We start from the raw sequence: 17,991 nt of genomic DNA on the forward strand, positions 1-17,991 counted from the left end.
CTCGCCGTGACGGCCACTACTCTCCACCCCGTGTCGACCCTGGAGGCCGTTCGCGTGGAGCCGGAGGACGCGCCCAGCGCGCGTGAGCGGTTGGCGCGCGTGGCCAGACACCGGGTCACCGCGGCGCTCGCCCCCGCCCTGCTCTACCTGGCCGTCCGCGAGCTCGGCCTGCTCGCGCTGCAGCTGATGGCGGCGCGGTGGGACAAGGACGTCACGCGGGCGCTCACGTCGTGGGACGGGCAGTGGTTCCTGGGCATCGCCGAGGGTGGCTACGCGAACGTGCCGACGTGGCTGGTGGACGCGTTCGGGCGGCGGACGGCGGAGACGCCGCTGGCGTTCTTCCCCGGCTACCCGACGCTGGTGCGCTGGGTGGACGGGCTGCCCGGCGTGCCGACGGTCGGCGCCGCGTTCGCGGTGAGCCTGGTCAGCGGCGTGCTGTGCGCCTACGGGCTGGCCCGGCTCGGTTCCCGGGTGTCCGGCGGGTCGCAGCGGGCCGGGCTGGTGCTGGTGGTGCTGTTCGCGGCGTCGCCGATGGCCGTGGCGCTGTCGATGACGTACTCGGAGGCGACGTTCTGCGCCCTCGCCGTCTGGTCGCTGGTCGGCGTCGTGGAACGGCGCTGGGTACTGGCCGGGGTGTGCTGCGCGGCGGCGGGGCTGGTGCGGCCGACGGCGGCGGCGCTGGTCCTGGCGGTGTGCGCGGCGGCGCTGGTCGCGGCGTGGCGGCGGCGGGACGACTGGCGGCCGTGGGTGGGCGCGCTGGTCGCGCCGCTGGGGCTGGTCGGCTACCTCGGGTACGTCGCGGCGCGCACCGGGCGGTGGGACGGCTGGTTCGCCGTGCAGCAGATCGGGTGGGACTCGCGGTTCGACGGCGGCGCGGCCACCTGGAAGTTCGCGCTGCTCATCCTGGGCGAGCCCCGGTCGGTGCTGGAGCTGGCCACGGTGTGGCTGCTGGTGGTGGCGCTGGCCCTGGTGGTGCTGAGCCTGCGGCGCGGGCTGGAGTGGCCGCTGGTCGTCTACGGCGCGGGCGTGCTCGCGATGGACCTCGGGTCGAACGGGCTGATGAACTCGAAGGCGCGGCTGCTGCTGCCCGCGTTCACGCTCCTGGTGCCGATCGCGCTGGCGCTGGCGCGGCGGCGCACCAGCACGGTGGTGGCGGTGCTCGTGGGCGTGTCGGTGTTCAGCGCGTGGTTCGGCGCCTACGCCATCACGGCTTGGCCGTACGCGATCTGATCGACAGGATGGGTCGGTGGACGGCAACGACCTGATCATGCGGCGCTGGAGCCCGCGGGCGTTCGACGGCGCGGCCGAGGTGGCGCCGGACACCGTGCGCGCGCTGCTGGAGGCGGCCCGGTGGGCGGCCTCGCACGGCAACACCCAGCCCGCCCGGTTCCTGGTCGGCTACCGCGGCGATGACACGTTCGGGCGAATCTTCGCGGCGTTGCGGCCGGGCAACCAGGCGTGGGCGGGCCGGGCGTCGGTGCTGCTCGTGGGCGCGGTGGCCGAGTCGGACGAGCGCGGGCCGGTGCCGAACACCGAGTTCGGGTTGGGGCTCGCGGTGCAGAACCTGGTGCTGCGGGCCGTCGAGCTGGGCCTGGTCACGCACCAGATGGGCGGGTTCGCGCCGGACGCGGTGCGCGAGGGGTTCGGGCTGCCCGAGCACGTGCGGCCGGTCGTCGTGATCGCGGTCGGGCTGCTCGGCGACGACGCGGACCTGCCGGAGGACCTGCGGGCCAGGGAACGGCGGCCACGCGTGCGCAAACCGTTGAGCGAGACTGTTTTCGCAGGTAGGTGGGGTCAGCCTGCCTTCGAGGAGGAACCCCCGGACCCCGCCGCAGGGGGGAGGACGGCAGGGTCCGGGGAGGAACGGGGCTAGCGCGCGACGACGCGGGCCAGCAGGCCGGCGACGACGAGCCAGAACACCGCGGCGAGACCGTAGTTCAAGATCACGTCGAGGTTGGCGTTGCCGGTCTGGAACAGCCCTGGGAAGAACAGCGCCAGCGGCTCGGCGAGCTGCTGGATGAAGCGGAAGAACGCGTTCGCCGTGTTCACCCCGATGAGGAGCATGAGGATGTACAGCACCTCGATGCCCGCGAACACGGCGCCGACGCCGCGGATCACTCGGGCAGCGGTGTAGTTGCCACTGCGCGTTGAGGTTCGCCATCTGGACATGTCAAGAAGGTGCCCACCCCACGATCGAGTGAAACTCGGACGGGTGAAGTTCCACCATCTGGGCGCTCGGTTCCACCTCGGCGCGGAATCCGGTTAACCTGTCCGTCATGGCACGCGCCCTCCTGCTTCGCCGCCGTGACGGGGTCTGATCAGACCGGCCCCCCGTCGCGGGACGAGCGTTGCCCGCCGGTCGTCTTCCCACCGGCACCCGCAGGAGCATTCCGAACATGAGCGCGACTCCCGACGCCTACACCTCCGGCACCAGCCGCATCCGACCGCCGGCCCGTCCCGTGGCCGACCAGCCGGTCTGGAACCCGCAGCGCGGCACGTCCATGCCCGTGCACCGCTACCGGCCGTTCCACGAGCAGGTGGAGACGGTCGACGTACCCGACCGCACGTGGCCGACCAAGCGGATCACGAAGGCGCCGCTGTGGTGCGCGGTCGACCTGCGCGACGGCAACCAGGCCCTGATCGACCCCATGTCCCCCGCCCGCAAGCGCAAGATGTTCGACCTGCTCGTGCGGATGGGCTACAAGGAGATCGAGGTCGGCTTCCCGGCCGCCTCCCAGACCGACTTCGACTTCGTCCGCGAGATCATCGAGGACGGCGCGATCCCGCCCGACGTCACCATCCAGGTGCTGACCCAGTGCCGCCCCGAGCTGATCAGCCGCACGTTCGAGTCGCTGCGCGGCGCGGGCAAGGCGATCGTGCACTTCTACAACTCGACGTCCATCCTGCAGCGCCGGGTCGTGTTCAAGTCCGACCGCGAGGGCATCAAGAAGATCGCCACGGACGCCGCCGCGTTCGCCCTGGAGCAGGAGAAGGACTACCCGGAGACCGAGTTCCGCTACGAGTACTCGCCCGAGTCCTACACCGGCACCGAGCTGTCGTACGCGCTGGAGGTCTGCGACGCGGTGTCGGAGATCATCGCGCCGACGCCGGAGAAGCCGCTGATCATCAACCTGCCGGCGACGGTGGAGATGGCCACGCCGAACGTCTACGCCGACTCGATCGAGTGGATGTCGCGCAACCTGGCCCGCCGTGACTCGATCATCCTGTCGCTGCACCCGCACAACGACCGCGGCACCGGCGTGGCCGCCGCCGAGCTGGGCTACCTGGCGGGCGCCGACCGGATCGAGGGCTGCCTGTTCGGCAACGGCGAGCGCACCGGCAACGTGTGCCTGGTGACGCTGGGCATGAACATGTTCAGCCAGGGCGTCGACCCGCAGATCGACTTCTCCGACATCGACGAGATCCGGCGCACGGTCGAGTACTGCAACCAGCTGCCCGTGCCCGAGCGGCACCCGTACGGCGGAGACCTGGTGTTCACCGCGTTCTCCGGCTCGCACCAGGACGCGATCAAGAAGGGCTTCGAGGCCCTGGAGGACGCCGCCAAGGCCGCCGGGCAGCACGTGGACGAGTTCCCGTGGGAGGTCCCGTACCTGCCGATCGACCCGAAGGACGTCGGCCGCAACTACGAGGCCGTGATCCGGGTGAACTCGCAGTCCGGCAAGGGCGGCGTGGCGTACCTGATGAAGACCGAGCACCACCTGGACCTGCCGCGCCGGCTCCAGGTCGAGTTCTCCAAGGTCATCCAGGAGGTCACCGACACGCAGGGCGGCGAGATCGGCCCCAAGGACATGTGGGACGCGTTCTCCGAGGAGTACCTGGACGCCACCGCGCCGTTGAAGCTGCTGCGCCAGAAGGTGTCCGGCGACGGCAGCGGCCACGAGACGATCAAGGCCGTGGTCGTCGTGGACGGCGAGGCGCAGGAGATCACCGGCGGCGGCAACGGCCCGATCGCCGCGTTCGTGGACGCCCTGGCCACGGTCGGCTACGACGTGCGCGTGCTGGACTACTTCGAGCACGCCATGTCGTCGGGTGACGACGCGCGTGCGGCGGCGTACCTGGAGTGCGCCGTGTCCGACCGCGTGCTGTGGGGCGTCGGCATCGACAGCTCCACGGTCGCCGCGTCGCTGCGCGCCCTGGTGTCGGCGATCAACCGCGCCCACCGGTAGCTCGACGAGGGTCGCCTCGCCGTCGAAGTGACGGCGAGGCGATCTCTCATCGCAGGCCCGCGAAGAACGCCCGCACGTCCTCGACCAGCAGGTCAGGCTGTTCCATGGCCAGGAAGTGGCCGCCCCGGTCCAGCTCGGTCCAGCGCACCACGTCGTGGTCGCGCTCGGCCCACCGGCGGATCGTCACGTCGCGGGCCGAGACCAGGACTCCCGTCGGCACGGTGGTCGGGTCGGTGTCGGACCACCCCTTGGCGGAGATCTCCTCGTAGTAGACCTGCGCCGCCGACGCGGCCGTGCCCGTCAGCCAGTACAGCGAGACGTCGGTGAGGATGCGGTCCCGGTCGACGCTGTCCTCGGGCAGGCCGTCCTCCGGGTGGGTGAGCTCCTTGAACTTCTCCACGATCCACGCGAGCTGGCCCACCGGCGAGTCGTGCAACCCGTAGGCCACGGTCTGCGGCCGTTTCGAGTTGCACTGCAGGTAGCCGTCGTTGAAGTTCTCCATCGCCTCCCACCGCCGCTGCTCGACCTCGGTGAGGCCCTCGACCTCCCCGTCGGGGAACGTCAGCAGGGCGTTCAGGTGGAGGCCCACCACCCGGTCGGGCGCCTGCCTGCCCATCTCGGGCGCGACCCAGGCGCCGGTGTCGTAGCCCTGCACGCCGTACCGCTCGTACCCGAGCGCGGCCATCAGCTCGACCAGCACCCCGGCCATCCGCGCCGCGCCCATGCCCGGCCCGGCGAGCGGGGTGGAGAAGCCGAAGCCCGGCAGGGACGGGATGACGAGGTGGAACGCGCGGGCCGGGTCGCCGCCGTGCGCGCGGGGGTCGGACAGGGGTCCGATGACGTCGAGGAAGTCCGTGAACCCGCCCGGCCAGCCGTGCAGCAGCACGAGCGGCAGGGCGTCCGGTTCGGGTGAGCGGACGTGCAGGAAGTGCACGGTCTGCCCGGAGACGGTGGCGAGGTGCTGCGGGTGGGCGTTGATCGCGGCCTCGTGCGCGCGCCAGTCGTAGGTCGTGCGCCAGTGCTCGGCGAGGTCCTTCAGGTAGTCCACCGGGACGCCCCGGCTCCAGCCGACGCCGGGCAGCTCGTCGGGCCAGCGGGTGGCGGCCAGGCGGGCGTTCAGGTCGTCGAGCTGCGCTTGGGGCACGTCGATGCGGAACGGGTGGATCTCGGTCATGGCGGCGACGGTAGGAGGGCCTTGGGACAGTTCCGGTCCTAACGGTGGGGCAGGCTCGACGTCATGGTGGACACGTCCGCGCGGCTGCTCCGGCTGCTGTCGCTGTTGCAGGCCCGGTGCGAGTGGTCCGGCGCCGAACTCGCCGAACGGCTCGACGTCACCACCCGCACGGTCCGCCGTGACGTCGAACGCCTGCGCGACCTCGGCTACCCCGTGCACGCGACCCAGGGCACCGCCGGTTACCGCCTCGGGGCGGGCGCCTCGCTGCCGCCGTTGCTGCTGGAGGACGACGAGGCGGTGGCCGTGGCGGTGGGCCTGCGCACGGCGGCGGGCGGTTCGGTGGCCGGGATCGAGGAGACGTCGGCGCGGGCGCTGGCCAAGCTGGAACAGGTGCTGCCCGCGCGCCTGCGGCACCGGGTCGGCGCGCTGCACTCGGCGACCGTCCGCGTCGGCGCGGGCGGGCCGAAGGTGACCCCGGACGTTCTCGTGGCCATCGCGGACGCCTGCCGCCGGCACGAGTCGCTGCGGTTCGACTACACCAGCCCGCGCGGCGGCGAGACGACCCGGTCCGTGCAGCCGCACAGCCTGGTCAGCTTCACCCGGCACTGGTACCTGGTCGCCTGGGACACCGACCGCGACGACTGGCGCAGCTTCCGCGTGGACCGGCTGGCGCTGCGCACCCCGAACGGCCCGCGCTTCGCCCCACGCGAACCACCTGGTGGTGACGTGGGGGCGTACCTGGAGCACCGGCTCTCGTCCCGCGCGTGGCCGGTGCGGGCGACCGTGACGCTGCACGAACCGGCGGTCGCCGTGGCCGACCGGCTCTGGCCGGGCATGGGCGTGGTCGAGCCCGTGGACTCGCGCAACTGCCTGCTGCACGTCGGCGCGGAGACCGCAGGGGACCTGGTCTGGATGATCACGTCGGTAGACGTCGACTTCACCCTGACCGACGGCCCGCCCGAGCTGGTCGACGCGCTGAACGCGCACGCCGACCGCTGCCTGCGGGCGGTCAGGAGGTCTTAGCGAGGAACGCCGCCCAGCGGTCGGTCGGGAAGGTCAACACCGGGCCGTCGGCGTTCTTCGAGTCGCGGACCCCGGTCACGGCGTCGGTTACGGCCACCTCGACGCAGTTGCCGTTGTTGGCCGAGTAGCTGGACTTCATCCATCGGACGGGGTAGTCAGGCATGGCCATCTCCGTTGCTACCGGTCCTTGAGCAGTGACGTGATCAAGGATTCGGACTCGCGTTGAGTCAGCGCCGTCTCGCGAAGGCTCTTAGCTGACATGCTATAGGCCCTGACCTGCGCGGGGGTCTGCACGTTGAGCGCGCCCTCCTGCATCTCGACGTACACGGTATCCCGGAAGTTCTCAAAGCTGAGCAGCACGAATGGGCCCGTGTCCGCCGCGTGGACACCGACGCTCGTCGGAATCACCTGGATGTCCACATTGGATCGCTCACTCAACGCCAGCAGGTGTTCCAGTTGCGCCCGCATGGTTTCGCCACCGCCGACCGGTCGGTGCAGCGCCGACTCCTCGATGATCGCGTGCAACGCCAACGGGTTGTCCTGGGCGAAAAGCCGCCGTTGACGCTCCATCCGGAAGTGCACGACCCGGTCACCGTGATCAGGTCGAACCCGTCGGGAAGACGTGGTCACCGCAGTGGCGTAAGCCTCGGTCTGGAGGAGCGCGGGCAGGACGATCGGCTCGTAGGTGAACTCGGTCGCGGCGAGCCGTTCGAGGCCGACGAAGGTCTGGAACCAGTCCGGGACGACGTCGGTCCACGCGCCCCACCAGGTGCTCTCGTCGTCCTGGCCGGCGAGGGCGACGAGCCGGTCGATGTCCGCGCGGTCGGCACCGTAGAAGCCCAGGAGTATCGCGACCTCGTTGGGGCGTTGGCGGTACATGCCGCCCTCGATCTGGCTGATCTTGCCCGAGGTGCAGCCCAACACCTTCGCCGCCTCGGTGCCCTTCTTCCGTGCCCGCTCGCGGTGGTCCCGCAGTTCATTGCCGATCAGCCAGCTCAACGCCGAGGGCTCAGCCACCCGTCCTCCTTCACGTCGCCGGCAAGTGTGCCCGGTGGCGACGCAGTCCCGGCAGTCACCCGATTGAGGAATACCTAAATTCTTAGCTAATCTCTAGCTTAGCTCTCGCGACCTAAGGTCGTGGCTGGTCCGGCTCCCGTGCGAGTGACGACGCGCGGGAGCCGGCCGGTCCTCACCAACCAGGGAGGGCTCGTGTGGCAGGAACTGCATCTCCAGGTCAGGAACCGACTGGCCGTGGTCGAAGGGGTCGCGACCGGCGGCGATGAGCGGGTGGCGGCGGACTTGGCGCGATCCGAGGTCCCGCTCCTCGTGACCGCGATCCGCGTGCTGCTCGACGGCCACCGGCCCGACTCCGAGGGCCACTGCCGGGCCTGCTGGGGCCGGAGGTGGTGGCAGCGGCCCACCGTTCCGTGCCGGCAGTACCTGCTCGCGCGCACGGCGTTGCTGGACCTGCCCGCGAACGCGCGGGAGGTGGCGTGATGGCGGCGCCGACGTTGCGCGGCCGACTGCTGGGGCGGGAGGTCCGGGCGCTGCGGGAGGCGGCCGGGCTCGGTGTCGAGGAGTTGGCGGCCCGGTCCCGGGCGTCGGTGCGGCAGATCGAGCGGGTCGAGGCCGGTTACGCGCCCGTCCGGTTCCCCGACATGGTGGCGTGCGCGCCGGCGCTCGGGGACGAGTACCAGCGGCTGTTCACGGTCTCGCAACAGGCGCACCTGCCCGAACTGCGGTGCGAGTGGGGCGAGGAGGCGACCCTCGTGCTCGACCTGCTGCACGCCACGGCCACCGGGGTGCACACGGTCGGGGGCGGGGCACGGCCGTTCACGTTGTTCCTCATGCCGGAGGGGTCGGACGTCGTGTTCCACGCGCACCTGGCGTCCGCGTTCTTCACCGAAGAAGTCGGCGAGATCAGTGCCGCGCATCACATCATCGAGGCCCTACCAGCGGATTTGTGACGTCGAGCTAACGGGTTGCTGAAGACCCTCTCAGGTTGGAGACGATCGGGAACCGCCCCGCGTTCGGAGATCATGACCGCGTTCGTGGTGCTGTTCGTCGTCGCCGTCGTGCCCCTGGCGCCGACCGAGGCCGTGCTGATCGGCTACGGCGTGCTGGCCGCCTCCGGCGAGCTGTCGCTGACCGCGGTGATCGCCGTGGCGGCCCTCGGCTGCACCCTCTCCGACTTCGTCAACTTCGGTGTCGGGCGTGGGGTCGGGTTGCGGGCGCTCGAGAAGGTCGGGCGGCGGCCCGGCCCGCGCGCGGTGATCGCGTGGACGGCGGAGCGGCTGGCCACGCGCGGCGAGTCGATCCTGGTCGCGGTGCGGTTCGTGCCCGGCGGCGGGCTGGTCGGCGCGGTCCTGGCCGGGTCGCTGCGGTGGCGCCTGCGGCGGTTCGCGCCGATCGCGGTGGTCGGCGCCACGCTGTGGAGCGCCTACACGGCCACGCTCGGCTACTTCGGCGGGCAGGTCTTCACCGACCCGGTGGTGGCCACGCTGGTGTCGTTCGCGGTGGCCACGCTGATCGGCGTGCCGATCGGGATGGCGGTGCGAGCCGCTCAGCGCAGAGAGCCGCTCAGCGCAGGGCCGTGACCGCCTGGGCCAAGCGGTTGCGCACCGCGACGCGGGCCCGTTCGTACGCGTTCGGGTCGTCGTGCAGGACCGACTGGGCGTTGGCCATCTCCAGGAACGCGATCAGCTCGAACGCGACCTGGTCCGGGTCGGCGATCCCCGGGATCGCGGCGACGGTCTCGCGGACGTAGGAGTTCCACTCGCGCCCGTACCCGGCGATCGCGTCGCGCACCCGTCCCGGCCGGGCGTCGAACTCGGCCTGCACGGCGTAGAAGAAGCACCCGCCGGGGAACGTGCGGTTCTCCGAGTACGCCAGCCACCCGTCCAGCATCACCGTCAACCGGGCCAGGCCCGGCGGCTCGACCAGCGCCGGGTCCACGACCTGCCGCACGAAGATCGCCGCCGCCGCGCGCACGGTCGCCAGCTGCAGCTCCTCCTTCGACCCGAAGTGCGCGAACACCCCGCTCTTGCTGACCTCCAGCTCCGTGGCCAACCGCCCGATCGACAGGCCCTCCAGCCCCTCCACCGACGCGATCTCCGCCGCCCGCCGCAGGATCTGCCGCCGCGTCTGCTCGCCGCGCTCCACCCGTCCGTCGACCTTCACGGCTTCCACGCTAGCCCCTTGACCGCTCGCAAACTAATTGTACGATCGTTCGTACAACTTGAGGGGTGGACACATGGATCTCCTGGACCTGAACCGGTCGTCGCTCGACCTCAACCTGAAGCTCATGGCCGAACTGGACGAGGCGCACCTGGACCTGCCCACGCCGTGCGCCGGCTGGACCGTCTACGAGCTGCTGCGCCACCAGGTCGAGTCCACGCTGGCGTTCACCGCGTCGGTCCGCCGCACGGCCGTCGACGCGCCCGCGAGCGACGACCTGACCGTCGCCTACCGGGTCGCGACCGACGCGGTCACCGAGGCGTTCCGCGCGGACGGCGTGCTGGAGCGCGAGGCGGAGTTCCCCAACCACGGCCTGCGCCGCGGCCGTGAGCTGGTGGCCGGGCACTTCATCGACAACCTGGTGCACGCCTGGGACCTGTCCCGCGCGATCGGCGTGGACAGCACGCTCGACACCGAGCTCGCCACCGCCGCCTACCGGATGTCGCGGTACTTCCCGACCACGCCGGACGTCCGAGGTCCGGGAGCCGCGTTCGCGATGCCGGTCGCGGTGCCGGAGGACGCGCCGATCACCGACCGCCTCGTCGGCCTGCTCGGCCGTTCGCCGAACTGGCCGGCGTGACGTGACCACCGGGTCGGGGGGGGGGCCCCCCCCGGGGGGGGGCCCCCCCCCCCCCCCCCCGGGGGGGGCGCGGGGGGGGGGGCGGGGGGGGGGGGGGGCGCGGGGCGGGGGGGGGGGGCCCCCCGCCCCCCCGCCCCCCCCCCCCCCCCCCCGCTACCCCGGTATGACGCCGGGGATGGCTCCGCGGTGTGACGACCCGCGCCTCGCGCGCGCCTAGCGTTCGTGCCGTGAAAACCCTCGGCATCCACCCGCGGCCCGGGGTCCTCCGCGCGCTCGTCGCCGTGGTCCCCGCGCTGCTCGCGCTCTACCTGGTGGCACGGGGCTGGTTCTACCCGCTCTGGCCGGACACCATCGGCGCGATCGGCCACCCGTTCACCGCCGACCCCGGCCTCGGCGGCGCGTGGGGCGGACCCACGCTCGTCGGCGCGTGGCTCGTGCACGCCCTCATCGCGCTCGCCATCCAGGCCGTCTGCCTGGCGGTCCTCCGCCTGCTCTACCGGCCCGCGAGCCGCTAGCCCTGCTCCGGGTGCACGTCGCCCGCAGGCACCACGGCGCCTTCGCCGTCGACGAACCGCACGTTCACCCGGCGGCCGTCGTCCGTCCGGTAGACGACCGTGGACACGGTGTCCGGCAGGTGCTCGTCGCCCCACTCCTGCAACGCGCACAGCACCAGGTTCACCCGCCTGCCCGCCTCGGTCAGGCAGTAGGCGTCGCGCGGTCGCTGCCCCGGCTCCCGGTAGGACCGCCGGACCAGCAGGCCGCTGTCGACCAGCTTCGCGAGCCTGGCCGTGAGCACGTCGGAGGCGATGCCGAGGCGCGCGCGGAACTCCGAGAAGCGGGTCGCACCGGCGAGGGCCTCGCGCAGGACGAGGAACGTCCAGCGCTCGCCGACGAGGTCCACCGCCTTGACCAAGGAGCAGTTCTCGTCCGGTGCCGTCACGGGCCCAGTATGGCTCGGTTGTGCATCCCAAGCCAGCCAGGCTAGGTTGGCAAAGCCAACTCACCTCGGGGAGAACCCTCCATGAAGATCGCCAACTCGGTCGCCCTGGTCACGGGGGCCAACCGCGGCCTCGGCCTGCACTTCGCGCGGCAGTTGCGGGAGCGGGGCGCGGCGAAGGTCTACGCCACCGCGCGCGACGCGGGCTCGATCGACCTGCCGGGCGTCGAGGTGCTGTCGCTGGACATCACCGACCCGGCCGCCGTCGCCGCCGCGGCCTCGGCCGCCGTCGACGTCACCCTGCTGGTCAACAACGCGGGCATCATCACCGGCGAGAACCTGGTCACCGGCGACCTCGCCGCGATCCGGCTGGAGCTGGACACGCACTTCTACGGCACGTTGGCGATGATCCGGGCGTTCGCGCCGATCCTCGCGGCCAACGGCGGCGGCGCGATCGTGAACGTGCTGTCGTCGATGTCGTGGGTGTCCTACGACCGCGCCACCGCGTACAGCGCGGCGAAGGCGGCGCAGTGGAGCCTCACCAACGGCGTGCGGGTGGAGCTCGCGGGCCAGGGCACGCTGGTCACCGGCGTGCACCTGGGCCCGACGGACACCGACATGACCGCGGGCATGGACGTGCCGAAGAACGACCCGGCGGACGTCGTGCGCGCCGCGCTGGACGGCGTCGAGGCCGACCTCGTCGAGGTGCTGGCCGACCAGGGCGTGGTCGACCTGAAGGCCGCGCTGTCCGCAGACCCGCGCACCCTCTACCCGCAGGTGGTCTGAGCACCGGTCCGGGGGCGCCGGACGGCGCCCCCGGACGCGGGGCTCACGGGTTCAACGCCTCCGTCATCGAGGCGGGTCCGACCAGGGGGATGTCCGGCGAGATGCCGCCCTCCTCCACCAGCTCGGCCTCGACCTCGTGCGGCCGGATCCTGCCGGCCCGGATGTCCTCGGCCCAGTGGCACGCGACCTTGTGCCCCGGCAGCACCTCGCGCAGCGCGGGCCGCTCGGTGTCGCACCGGGTCGCCTGCTTCCACGGGCAGCGCGTGTGGAAGCGGCAGCCCGTCGGCGGGTTGGCGGGCGAGGGCAGGTCGCCGGTGAGCAGGATCCGCTCGCGCTCGTCCTCCACCACCGGGTCCGGCACGGGGATCGCGGACAGCAAGGCCCTGGTGTACGGGTGCAGCGGCTCGGCGTAGAGGTCGTCCGAGGTCGCCTCCTCCACCAGGCCGCCCAGGTACATCACGCCGACCCGATCGGAGATGTGCCGCACCACGGCGAGGTCGTGCGCGATCACCAGGTAGGTGAGCCCGAACTCGTCCTGCAGGTCCTCCAGCAGGTTGACCACCTGCGCCTGCACCGACACGTCCAGCGCGGACACCGGCTCGTCGGCGATGATCAGGTCCGGCTCGACCGCCAGCGCCCGCGCGATGCCGATGCGCTGCCGCTGGCCGCCGGAGAACTCGTGCGGGTACTTGCGCAGCGACGTGGACGGCAGCCCGACCGCCGACAGCAGCTCGCGCAAGCGCTTGCCCGTCGTCTCCCGGCCCTTGTCCAGGCCGTGCGCCCGCAGGCCCTCGACCAGCAACGACTCCACCGACTGCCGCGGGTCCAGGGACGACATGGGGTCCTGGAACACCATCTGCATCCGGCGGCGCATCCGGCGCAGTTCCTCGCCCTTGAGCCCGACCAGGTCCGTGCCGTCGAACAGCACCCGCCCGTCGGTCGGCTCGACCAGCCGCAGCATGCCGCGACCCAGGGTCGACTTGCCGCAGCCGGACTCGCCGACCAGGCCGTAGGTCTCGCCGCGGTCGATCCGCAGGTCCACGCCGTCGACCGCGTACACGTGGCCGACCGTGCGGTCGACCAGCAGGCCGCGCTTGATCGGGAAGTGGATCTTCAGGCCCTCGACCGACACCAGCGTGTCGCCCGTGGGCGCGTCGGCTGCTGCCGGTTCGACAGCGGCGGTCATGCGGGCACCTCCTGGGCGGCGGGCGTTCCCGGCAGCACCGGGTTGTGGCAGCGCAGCGAGCGCACGTCACCGGCCTCCAGCTCGGGCGTGACCTCGCGGCACACCGACAACGCGTTGGGGCAACGGGGGGCGAACGCGCACCCGTGGTCCCACGGGATGTTGTCGGCGACCGAACCCTTGATGGGGACCAGCTTCTCGCCGCGCGCGCCGTCGAGCCGCGGGATCGACGCCAGCAGGCCGTGCGTGTACGGGTGGCGCGGGTCGGCGAACAGCGGGTACCGCTCCGCCTTCTCCACGACCCGGCCGCCGTAGAGCACGTTGACCTCGTCGCACAGCCCCGCCACGACGCCCAGGTCGTGCGTGATCATGATCAGCGCCGTGCCCATGTCCCGCACGAGCTCCTTGAGCAGGGCGAGGATCTGCGCCTGGATCGTCACGTCCAGCGCCGTGGTCGGCTCGTCGGCGATGAGCAGCCGCGGCCGGCACGCCAGCGCGATCGCGATCAGCGCGCGCTGCCGCATGCCGCCGGAGAGCTGGTGCGGGTACTCGCTCAGCCTGCGCTGCGGGTCGGGGATGCCGACCCGGCCGAGCAGGTCGGCCGCCTCCACCATCGCCGCCTTGCGGGACATGCCGCGGTGCCGTTCCAGCACCTCGGTGACCTGCAGCCCGATCGGGATCACCGGGTTGAGGGACGACAGCGGGTCCTGGAACACCATGCCCAGGTCGCGGCCTCGCCGGTTGCGCATCTCCTTGTCGTTCAGGGTGAGCAGGTCGGTGCCCTCGAACCGGACCGAGCCGGTGACCTTGTTGCCGCGCGAGGGCAGCAAGCCCATGATCGCCAGCGAGGTCACGGACTTGCCGCAACCGGACTCGCCGACCAGTCCCACCGTCTGCCCGGGGTCGACGTCGAAGGAGACGCCGTCCACGGCGGTGAAGGGCTCGGTGCCCCTGCGCTGGAAGACCACCCGCAGATCACGCACTTCGAGCAACGCCATCGCGGTTCACCTCCGGTTCTTCGGGTCGAGCGCCTCGCGCAGCGCCTCGCCGAGCAGCGTGAAGCCCAGCGCGACGATGATGATGGCGATGGCCGGGTAGAACGCCAGCTCCGGCTTGACGTCGATGTAGCGCTGCGAGTTGCCGAGCATCAGCCCCCACTCGGCCCGGGACGGGTCCGGGTCGCCGAGGCCGAGGAACGACAGCGACGCCGCCTCGATGATCGCGGTCGCCAGGGTCAGCGTCGACTGCACGATGACCGGGCCGAGCGAGTTCGGCAGCATGTGCCGGAACACGACGGTCCGCCGCCGCACGCCCAGCGCCGTCGCCGCGAGCACGTGGTCGCTGTGCCGTTGCGCGAGCATGGCGCCGCGCAGCAGCCGGGCGAAGATCGGCACGGTGGTCACCGCGACCGCGATGATCACCGTGGTCTGGCTGCCCCGGCTCGCCAGCGCCGCGATCGAGATGGCCAGCAGCAGGCTGGGGATCGACAGCATGATGTCGGTGAACCGCATCAGCCAGCTGTCCACCCAGCCGCCGAACGCGCCTGCCGCGCCGCCGATGAGCATGCCGAGCGCCAGGCCGATCAACGTCGCGCCGACGCCGACGATCAGCGACTGCTGCGCGCCGACGAGCAGCCGGCTGAAGAAGTCGCGGCCCAGCTCGTCGCCGCCCAGCAGGAACCCCGGCATCGGGCCGGGGATGAAGTCCGGCCGCAGGTCCTCCAGCAGTTCCGGGTAGCGCTGGTAGGGGTCCTTCGGCGCGATGAACGGCGCGATGATCGCCAGCACCAGGAACATCAGCACGAGGAACGCGCCGATCAGGGCGACCGGGCTGCGCAGCATCCGCCGCAGCGCGTCGGCGGCCAGGCTCGTGCCCGCCGACTCCGCCAGGGCGTCCACCCGCTGCTGCTTGCGCTTGAGGAGACTGGTCATGATGCCCGCACCCTCGGGTCGATGATCGCGTAGGAGATGTCGACCAGCAGGTTGACGAGCACGTAGACCACCGCCGCGAGCAGCAGCAACGCCTGCAGGCGCGGGTAGTCCCGGCGCTCGATCCCCTGGGCCAGCAACGATCCGAGCCCGCCCCACACGAACACCCGCTCGGTGAGCACGGCGCCGCCCAGCAGCAGACCGGTCTGGAGGCCGATCGTGGTCGACACCGGCAGCATCGCGTTGCGCAGCACGTGCCGGCGGCGGACCAGCGTCGCCTGCAGGCCCTTGGCGTTGGCCGTGCGGACGAAGTCCTCGTTGAGCACGTCGAGCACCGAGGCGCGGGTGATCCGCACGATGACCGCGAGCGGGATGGTGCCCAGCGCGATCGCGGGCAGCACGAGGTGCCACAGCGCGTCGGCCGCGGCGTCCCACTCCTGGGTCAGCAGCCCGTCGAGCACGGCGAAGTTCGTGACGTGCGTCGGGTCGATGGTGACGTCCTGCCTGCCCGACGGCGGGAACAGCGCCAGGTCCTGCGCGAACAGCTGCTTGAGCAGGATGCCGAGGAAGAACACCGGCACGGCGACGCCGACCAGCGTGCCGATGACGGTGGCGTTGTCCAGGAACCGCCCCCGGTAGCTGGCGGCCAGGTAGCCGAGCGGGATGCCGAGCACCACGGCGAACAACAACGCGGTCAGGCCCAGCTCGATGGTGGCGGGCAGCGCGCGGCCGATCTCGGCCACCACCGGCTCGCCGCTGATCAAGGAGCTGCCGAAGTCACCGCTGAGGATGCGGCCCATGAACTTGAGGTACTGGATGAAGATCGGTTGGTCGAGGCCGAGGACCTTGTTGAGCGCCTCGATCTTCTCCGGGGTCGCCTTGTCGCCGAGCAACGCGCCGGCCGGGCCGCCGGGCAGCGACCGCAGCCAGACGAAGACCAGCAGCGACAGGATCAGCAGTGTGGGGATCGCCTGGAGCAGGCGACGGACTATGAATCGCAGCATGATGGAAGCCCTCTGGACAGCACGGGTGGTGACGCCCGGATCACGAGCGCCACCACCCGCCTACCGTTCGGTTCAGCCCTTGCTCACCGTGTCGAAGCGCTCGTCGGTCAGCGGGCTGGGCACGAGGCCCGAGATCTTGCTGCTGACCACGATCGCCGGCGGCGAGTGGGACACCGGGATCGCGGGCAGGTACTTGCTCATGAGGTCGCGGTTCACCTGCTTGTAGGCGTCCGCGTGCTTCTGCTGGTCGACGACGCCGTCGGCCGCGGCGATCCCGTCGAACATCGACTGGTCGGCGAAGCCGAACTCCTTCTTCTCCCGGCCGAAGAACGTGCCGACGAAGTTGCCGGCGTCGTTGTAGTCGCCGGTCCAGCCGAGCAGGTGCAGGTCGTGCTTGCCGAGCTTCTGCACGTCGTCCTTGTAGCCGCCGTTCCACGGGCGGGACACGATCTCGGCGTTGATGCCCGCGGCCTTCAGGTCGTCGACGATCACCGCCGCGATCTCGGACGGGTTCGGCATGTACGGCCGGCTGACCTCGGTGGGCACGTAGAACTTCAGGCTCAGGTTCGACACGCCGGCCTGCGTGAGCAGCTCCTTGGCCTTGGCCACGTCGTGCGGGTACTTCTGCACGTCGTCGGCGTAGCCCGCGACGGTCTTCGGCATGAACTGCGTCGCCACCTCGGCGCCCAGCGGCAGCTTGGTCTTCACCAGCTGCTCGCGGTTGACGGCGTAGGCGATGGCCTGGCGGACGCGCAGGTCCTTCAGCGCCGGGTTGTTCGCGCCGTTGATGCCCAGGTAGAGGATGTTGAACGCGGGCCGCGGGGTGACGTTGAAGCCGTCGGTCTTCAGCGAGTTGTAGTCCGCCGGGCTCGGGAAGTCGTAGCCGTCGATCGTGCCGGCCTTGAGTTCCTGCTTGCGCGCGTTCTCGTCCGGGATGATCTTGAAGATCAGCTTGTCGAGCTTGGCCTTCTCGCCCCAGTAGTCGTCGTTGCGGACCAGGGTGATGGTCTTGTTGGCCTTGTCGAACTTCTCCAGCTTGAACGCGCCGGTACCGGTCGGGTGCTCGGTCGCGTAAGCCGGATAGGTGAACGAGTCGCCCGACTGCACGACGTTGTCCGCGTCGTACTTCTTCAGCGCCTCGGGGCTGGAGATGGAGAGCGCGGTCAAACCGAAGGCGGCCGGGAAGGCGCCCTTGTACTTGTTGAGGTTCAGCACGGCGGTGTGCTCGTCCTTGGCCTCACAGGACTTGTAGACCGGCTCGCCCGCCGCGTCGCCCTCGTTCTTGGCGAAGCCCTCGAACACGTCGCCGTAGTAGATCATCTGGCTCTGGGCGGCGGCGCCCTTCATGTTGAACCAGCGGTCCATGTTGAAGCAGACGGCCGCGGCGTCGAACGCCGTGCCGTCGTGGAACTTGACGCCCTTGCGCAGGTCGAACGTCCACGACTTGCCGTCTTCGCTCGGCGTCCACTTCTCCGCGAGACCCGGCGCGAGGTCGGCGGTGCCCCGCTTGTAGGTGACCAGCGTGTCGAACATCTGGCGGATGGGGCGGAAGCTCTCGCCGTCGTCGTTGAAGATCGGGTCGAAGTTCTTGGGCTCGCCCGCGGCGCCGAAGACCATCGTGCCGCCGACCTTGCCGGACCCCGAGTCGTCGCCGCGCTCGGATTGGGCACAGGCCGACAGTGCCAGTGCCGCGACGCCGGTCAGGCCGATCGCGGCCAACCATCGGCGCCGGGCCGTTCGAGATTGAAGCATTTGACACACCCCTAGGGAAATCCGGGATCTCACGGTGTGGTCACGGACCCTAACCGGTCCCCACAACCCTTCCGACTCGTCCGAGGTCACGATCCGGCCACGTGAATCAGCATTAACACACGTCCCGCTCAACTTCGCTGACCCAACGTGACCACGCCGGATCGGGCAAACACCCTCCTACGCTGTACAACGGACAACAG

The 17,991-nt window shown here is 71.1% G+C and carries 21 protein-coding genes; 10 read left to right on the top strand and 11 right to left on the bottom strand.

Annotated elements, in window-relative coordinates:
- The first annotated feature begins 30 nt into the window (after positions 1 to 30).
- Both LNK82_RS28365 and LNK82_RS28370 read left to right on the top strand, forming a co-directional pair.
- Positions 31 to 1,230: a glycosyltransferase family protein gene (locus tag LNK82_RS28365; RefSeq protein ID WP_230570060.1), complete on the top strand. Its 1,200-nt coding sequence runs from the start codon at positions 31 to 33 to the stop codon at positions 1,228 to 1,230.
- A gap of 37 nt (positions 1,231 to 1,267) precedes the next feature.
- On the top strand, positions 1,268 to 1,873 hold the full coding sequence (locus LNK82_RS28370; protein ID WP_230570131.1) for a nitroreductase family protein: 606 nt from the start codon (positions 1,268 to 1,270) through the stop codon (positions 1,871 to 1,873).
- On the opposite strand, the gene LNK82_RS28375 is transcribed toward LNK82_RS28370, so the two are convergent.
- Positions 1,870 to 2,169: a hypothetical protein gene (locus tag LNK82_RS28375; RefSeq protein ID WP_230570061.1), complete on the bottom strand. Its 300-nt coding sequence runs from the start codon at positions 2,167 to 2,169 to the stop codon at positions 1,870 to 1,872. The two genes, LNK82_RS28370 and LNK82_RS28375, sit on opposite strands and share 4 nt — an antisense overlap.
- Before the next feature lie 227 nt (positions 2,170 to 2,396).
- Here LNK82_RS28375 and leuA point away from each other — a divergent pair, with 227 nt between their 5' ends.
- The gene (leuA, locus tag LNK82_RS28380; protein ID WP_230570062.1) at positions 2,397 to 4,187 is read left to right on the top strand and encodes a 2-isopropylmalate synthase; all 1,791 of its coding nucleotides are present in this window, start codon (positions 2,397 to 2,399) and stop codon (positions 4,185 to 4,187) included.
- 46 nt (positions 4,188 to 4,233) lie between these two features.
- Here the strand turns inward: leuA and LNK82_RS28385 are convergent, their stop codons facing one another.
- Positions 4,234 to 5,361: an epoxide hydrolase family protein gene (locus tag LNK82_RS28385; protein ID WP_230570063.1), complete on the bottom strand. Its 1,128-nt coding sequence runs from the start codon at positions 5,359 to 5,361 to the stop codon at positions 4,234 to 4,236.
- 63 nt (positions 5,362 to 5,424) lie between these two features.
- Between LNK82_RS28385 and LNK82_RS28390 the strand changes: the two genes are divergently transcribed.
- The gene (locus LNK82_RS28390) at positions 5,425 to 6,384 is read left to right on the top strand and encodes a helix-turn-helix transcriptional regulator (protein ID WP_230570064.1); all 960 of its coding nucleotides are present in this window, start codon (positions 5,425 to 5,427) and stop codon (positions 6,382 to 6,384) included.
- Here the strand turns inward: LNK82_RS28390 and LNK82_RS28395 are convergent.
- Entirely contained in the window at positions 6,371 to 6,547 is a 177-nt protein-coding gene (locus tag LNK82_RS28395; RefSeq protein ID WP_308257294.1) for a DUF397 domain-containing protein, read from the bottom strand. The two genes, LNK82_RS28390 and LNK82_RS28395, sit on opposite strands and share 14 nt — an antisense overlap.
- 14 nt (positions 6,548 to 6,561) lie before the next feature.
- Complete coding sequence (locus tag LNK82_RS28400; RefSeq protein WP_230570066.1) at positions 6,562 to 7,383, bottom strand: helix-turn-helix domain-containing protein; 822 nt, start codon at positions 7,381 to 7,383, stop codon at positions 6,562 to 6,564.
- Between the two features lie 210 nt (positions 7,384 to 7,593).
- On the opposite strand from LNK82_RS28400, the gene LNK82_RS28405 reads away from it, so the two are divergent.
- From LNK82_RS28405 to LNK82_RS28415, 3 genes are all read left to right on the top strand, one after another.
- Complete coding sequence (locus LNK82_RS28405; protein ID WP_230570067.1) at positions 7,594 to 7,881, top strand: hypothetical protein; 288 nt, start codon at positions 7,594 to 7,596, stop codon at positions 7,879 to 7,881.
- Entirely contained in the window at positions 7,881 to 8,351 is a 471-nt protein-coding gene (locus LNK82_RS28410; RefSeq protein WP_230570068.1) for a helix-turn-helix domain-containing protein, read from the top strand. The genes LNK82_RS28405 and LNK82_RS28410 overlap by 1 nt, the downstream gene beginning before the upstream one ends.
- Positions 8,352 to 8,423: 72 nt before the next feature.
- A complete protein-coding gene (locus tag LNK82_RS28415) occupies positions 8,424 to 8,981 on the top strand; it encodes a DedA family protein (protein WP_230570069.1) in 558 nt (185 codons plus the stop codon).
- On the opposite strand, the gene LNK82_RS28420 is transcribed toward LNK82_RS28415, so the two are convergent.
- Positions 8,965 to 9,564, bottom strand: a complete 600-nt coding sequence (locus LNK82_RS28420; RefSeq protein ID WP_308257295.1) for a TetR/AcrR family transcriptional regulator — start codon at positions 9,562 to 9,564, stop codon at positions 8,965 to 8,967. The two genes, LNK82_RS28415 and LNK82_RS28420, sit on opposite strands and share 17 nt — an antisense overlap.
- 73 nt (positions 9,565 to 9,637) lie before the next feature.
- On the opposite strand from LNK82_RS28420, the gene LNK82_RS28425 reads away from it, so the two are divergent.
- Together LNK82_RS28425 and LNK82_RS28430 are read left to right on the top strand one after the other, a co-directional pair.
- On the top strand, positions 9,638 to 10,201 hold the full coding sequence (locus tag LNK82_RS28425) for a TIGR03086 family metal-binding protein (RefSeq protein WP_230570071.1): 564 nt from the start codon (positions 9,638 to 9,640) through the stop codon (positions 10,199 to 10,201).
- 227 nt (positions 10,202 to 10,428) lie between these two features.
- The gene (locus LNK82_RS28430; protein WP_230570072.1) at positions 10,429 to 10,716 is read left to right on the top strand and encodes a hypothetical protein; all 288 of its coding nucleotides are present in this window, start codon (positions 10,429 to 10,431) and stop codon (positions 10,714 to 10,716) included.
- On the opposite strand, the gene LNK82_RS28435 is transcribed toward LNK82_RS28430, so the two are convergent.
- Positions 10,713 to 11,141 (bottom strand): winged helix-turn-helix transcriptional regulator, encoded by a 429-nt coding sequence (locus LNK82_RS28435; RefSeq protein ID WP_230570073.1) that lies wholly within the window; start codon positions 11,139 to 11,141, stop codon positions 10,713 to 10,715. The two genes, LNK82_RS28430 and LNK82_RS28435, sit on opposite strands and share 4 nt — an antisense overlap.
- Before the next feature lie 81 nt (positions 11,142 to 11,222).
- Here LNK82_RS28435 and LNK82_RS28440 point away from each other — a divergent pair, with 81 nt between their 5' ends.
- On the top strand, positions 11,223 to 11,924 hold the full coding sequence (locus LNK82_RS28440; protein WP_230570074.1) for an SDR family oxidoreductase: 702 nt from the start codon (positions 11,223 to 11,225) through the stop codon (positions 11,922 to 11,924).
- 43 nt (positions 11,925 to 11,967) lie between these two features.
- On the opposite strand, the gene LNK82_RS28445 is transcribed toward LNK82_RS28440, so the two are convergent.
- The 5 genes from LNK82_RS28445 to LNK82_RS28465 form a co-directional block, all read right to left on the bottom strand.
- On the bottom strand, positions 11,968 to 13,110 hold the full coding sequence (locus LNK82_RS28445) for an ABC transporter ATP-binding protein (protein WP_230570075.1): 1,143 nt from the start codon (positions 13,108 to 13,110) through the stop codon (positions 11,968 to 11,970).
- Positions 13,107 to 14,105 (bottom strand): ABC transporter ATP-binding protein, encoded by a 999-nt coding sequence (locus tag LNK82_RS28450; RefSeq protein ID WP_230570076.1) that lies wholly within the window; start codon positions 14,103 to 14,105, stop codon positions 13,107 to 13,109. The genes LNK82_RS28445 and LNK82_RS28450 overlap by 4 nt, the downstream gene beginning before the upstream one ends.
- Positions 14,106 to 14,111: 6 nt before the next feature.
- Positions 14,112 to 15,038 carry an ABC transporter permease gene (locus LNK82_RS28455; RefSeq protein ID WP_230570077.1) on the bottom strand — a complete coding sequence of 309 codons (927 nt, stop codon included), beginning with the start codon at positions 15,036 to 15,038 and terminating at the stop codon, positions 14,112 to 14,114.
- The gene (locus tag LNK82_RS28460; protein ID WP_230570078.1) at positions 15,035 to 16,039 is read right to left on the bottom strand and encodes an ABC transporter permease; all 1,005 of its coding nucleotides are present in this window, start codon (positions 16,037 to 16,039) and stop codon (positions 15,035 to 15,037) included. Before LNK82_RS28460 ends, LNK82_RS28455 begins: the two co-directional genes overlap by 4 nt.
- Positions 16,040 to 16,111: 72 nt before the next feature.
- The gene (locus LNK82_RS28465; protein ID WP_230570079.1) at positions 16,112 to 17,791 is read right to left on the bottom strand and encodes an ABC transporter substrate-binding protein; all 1,680 of its coding nucleotides are present in this window, start codon (positions 17,789 to 17,791) and stop codon (positions 16,112 to 16,114) included.
- Positions 17,792 to 17,991: the final 200 nt, after the last annotated feature.

This window comes from Saccharothrix luteola (assembly GCF_020859565.1).
GTDB lineage: Bacteria > Actinomycetota > Actinomycetes > Mycobacteriales > Pseudonocardiaceae > Actinosynnema > Actinosynnema luteola.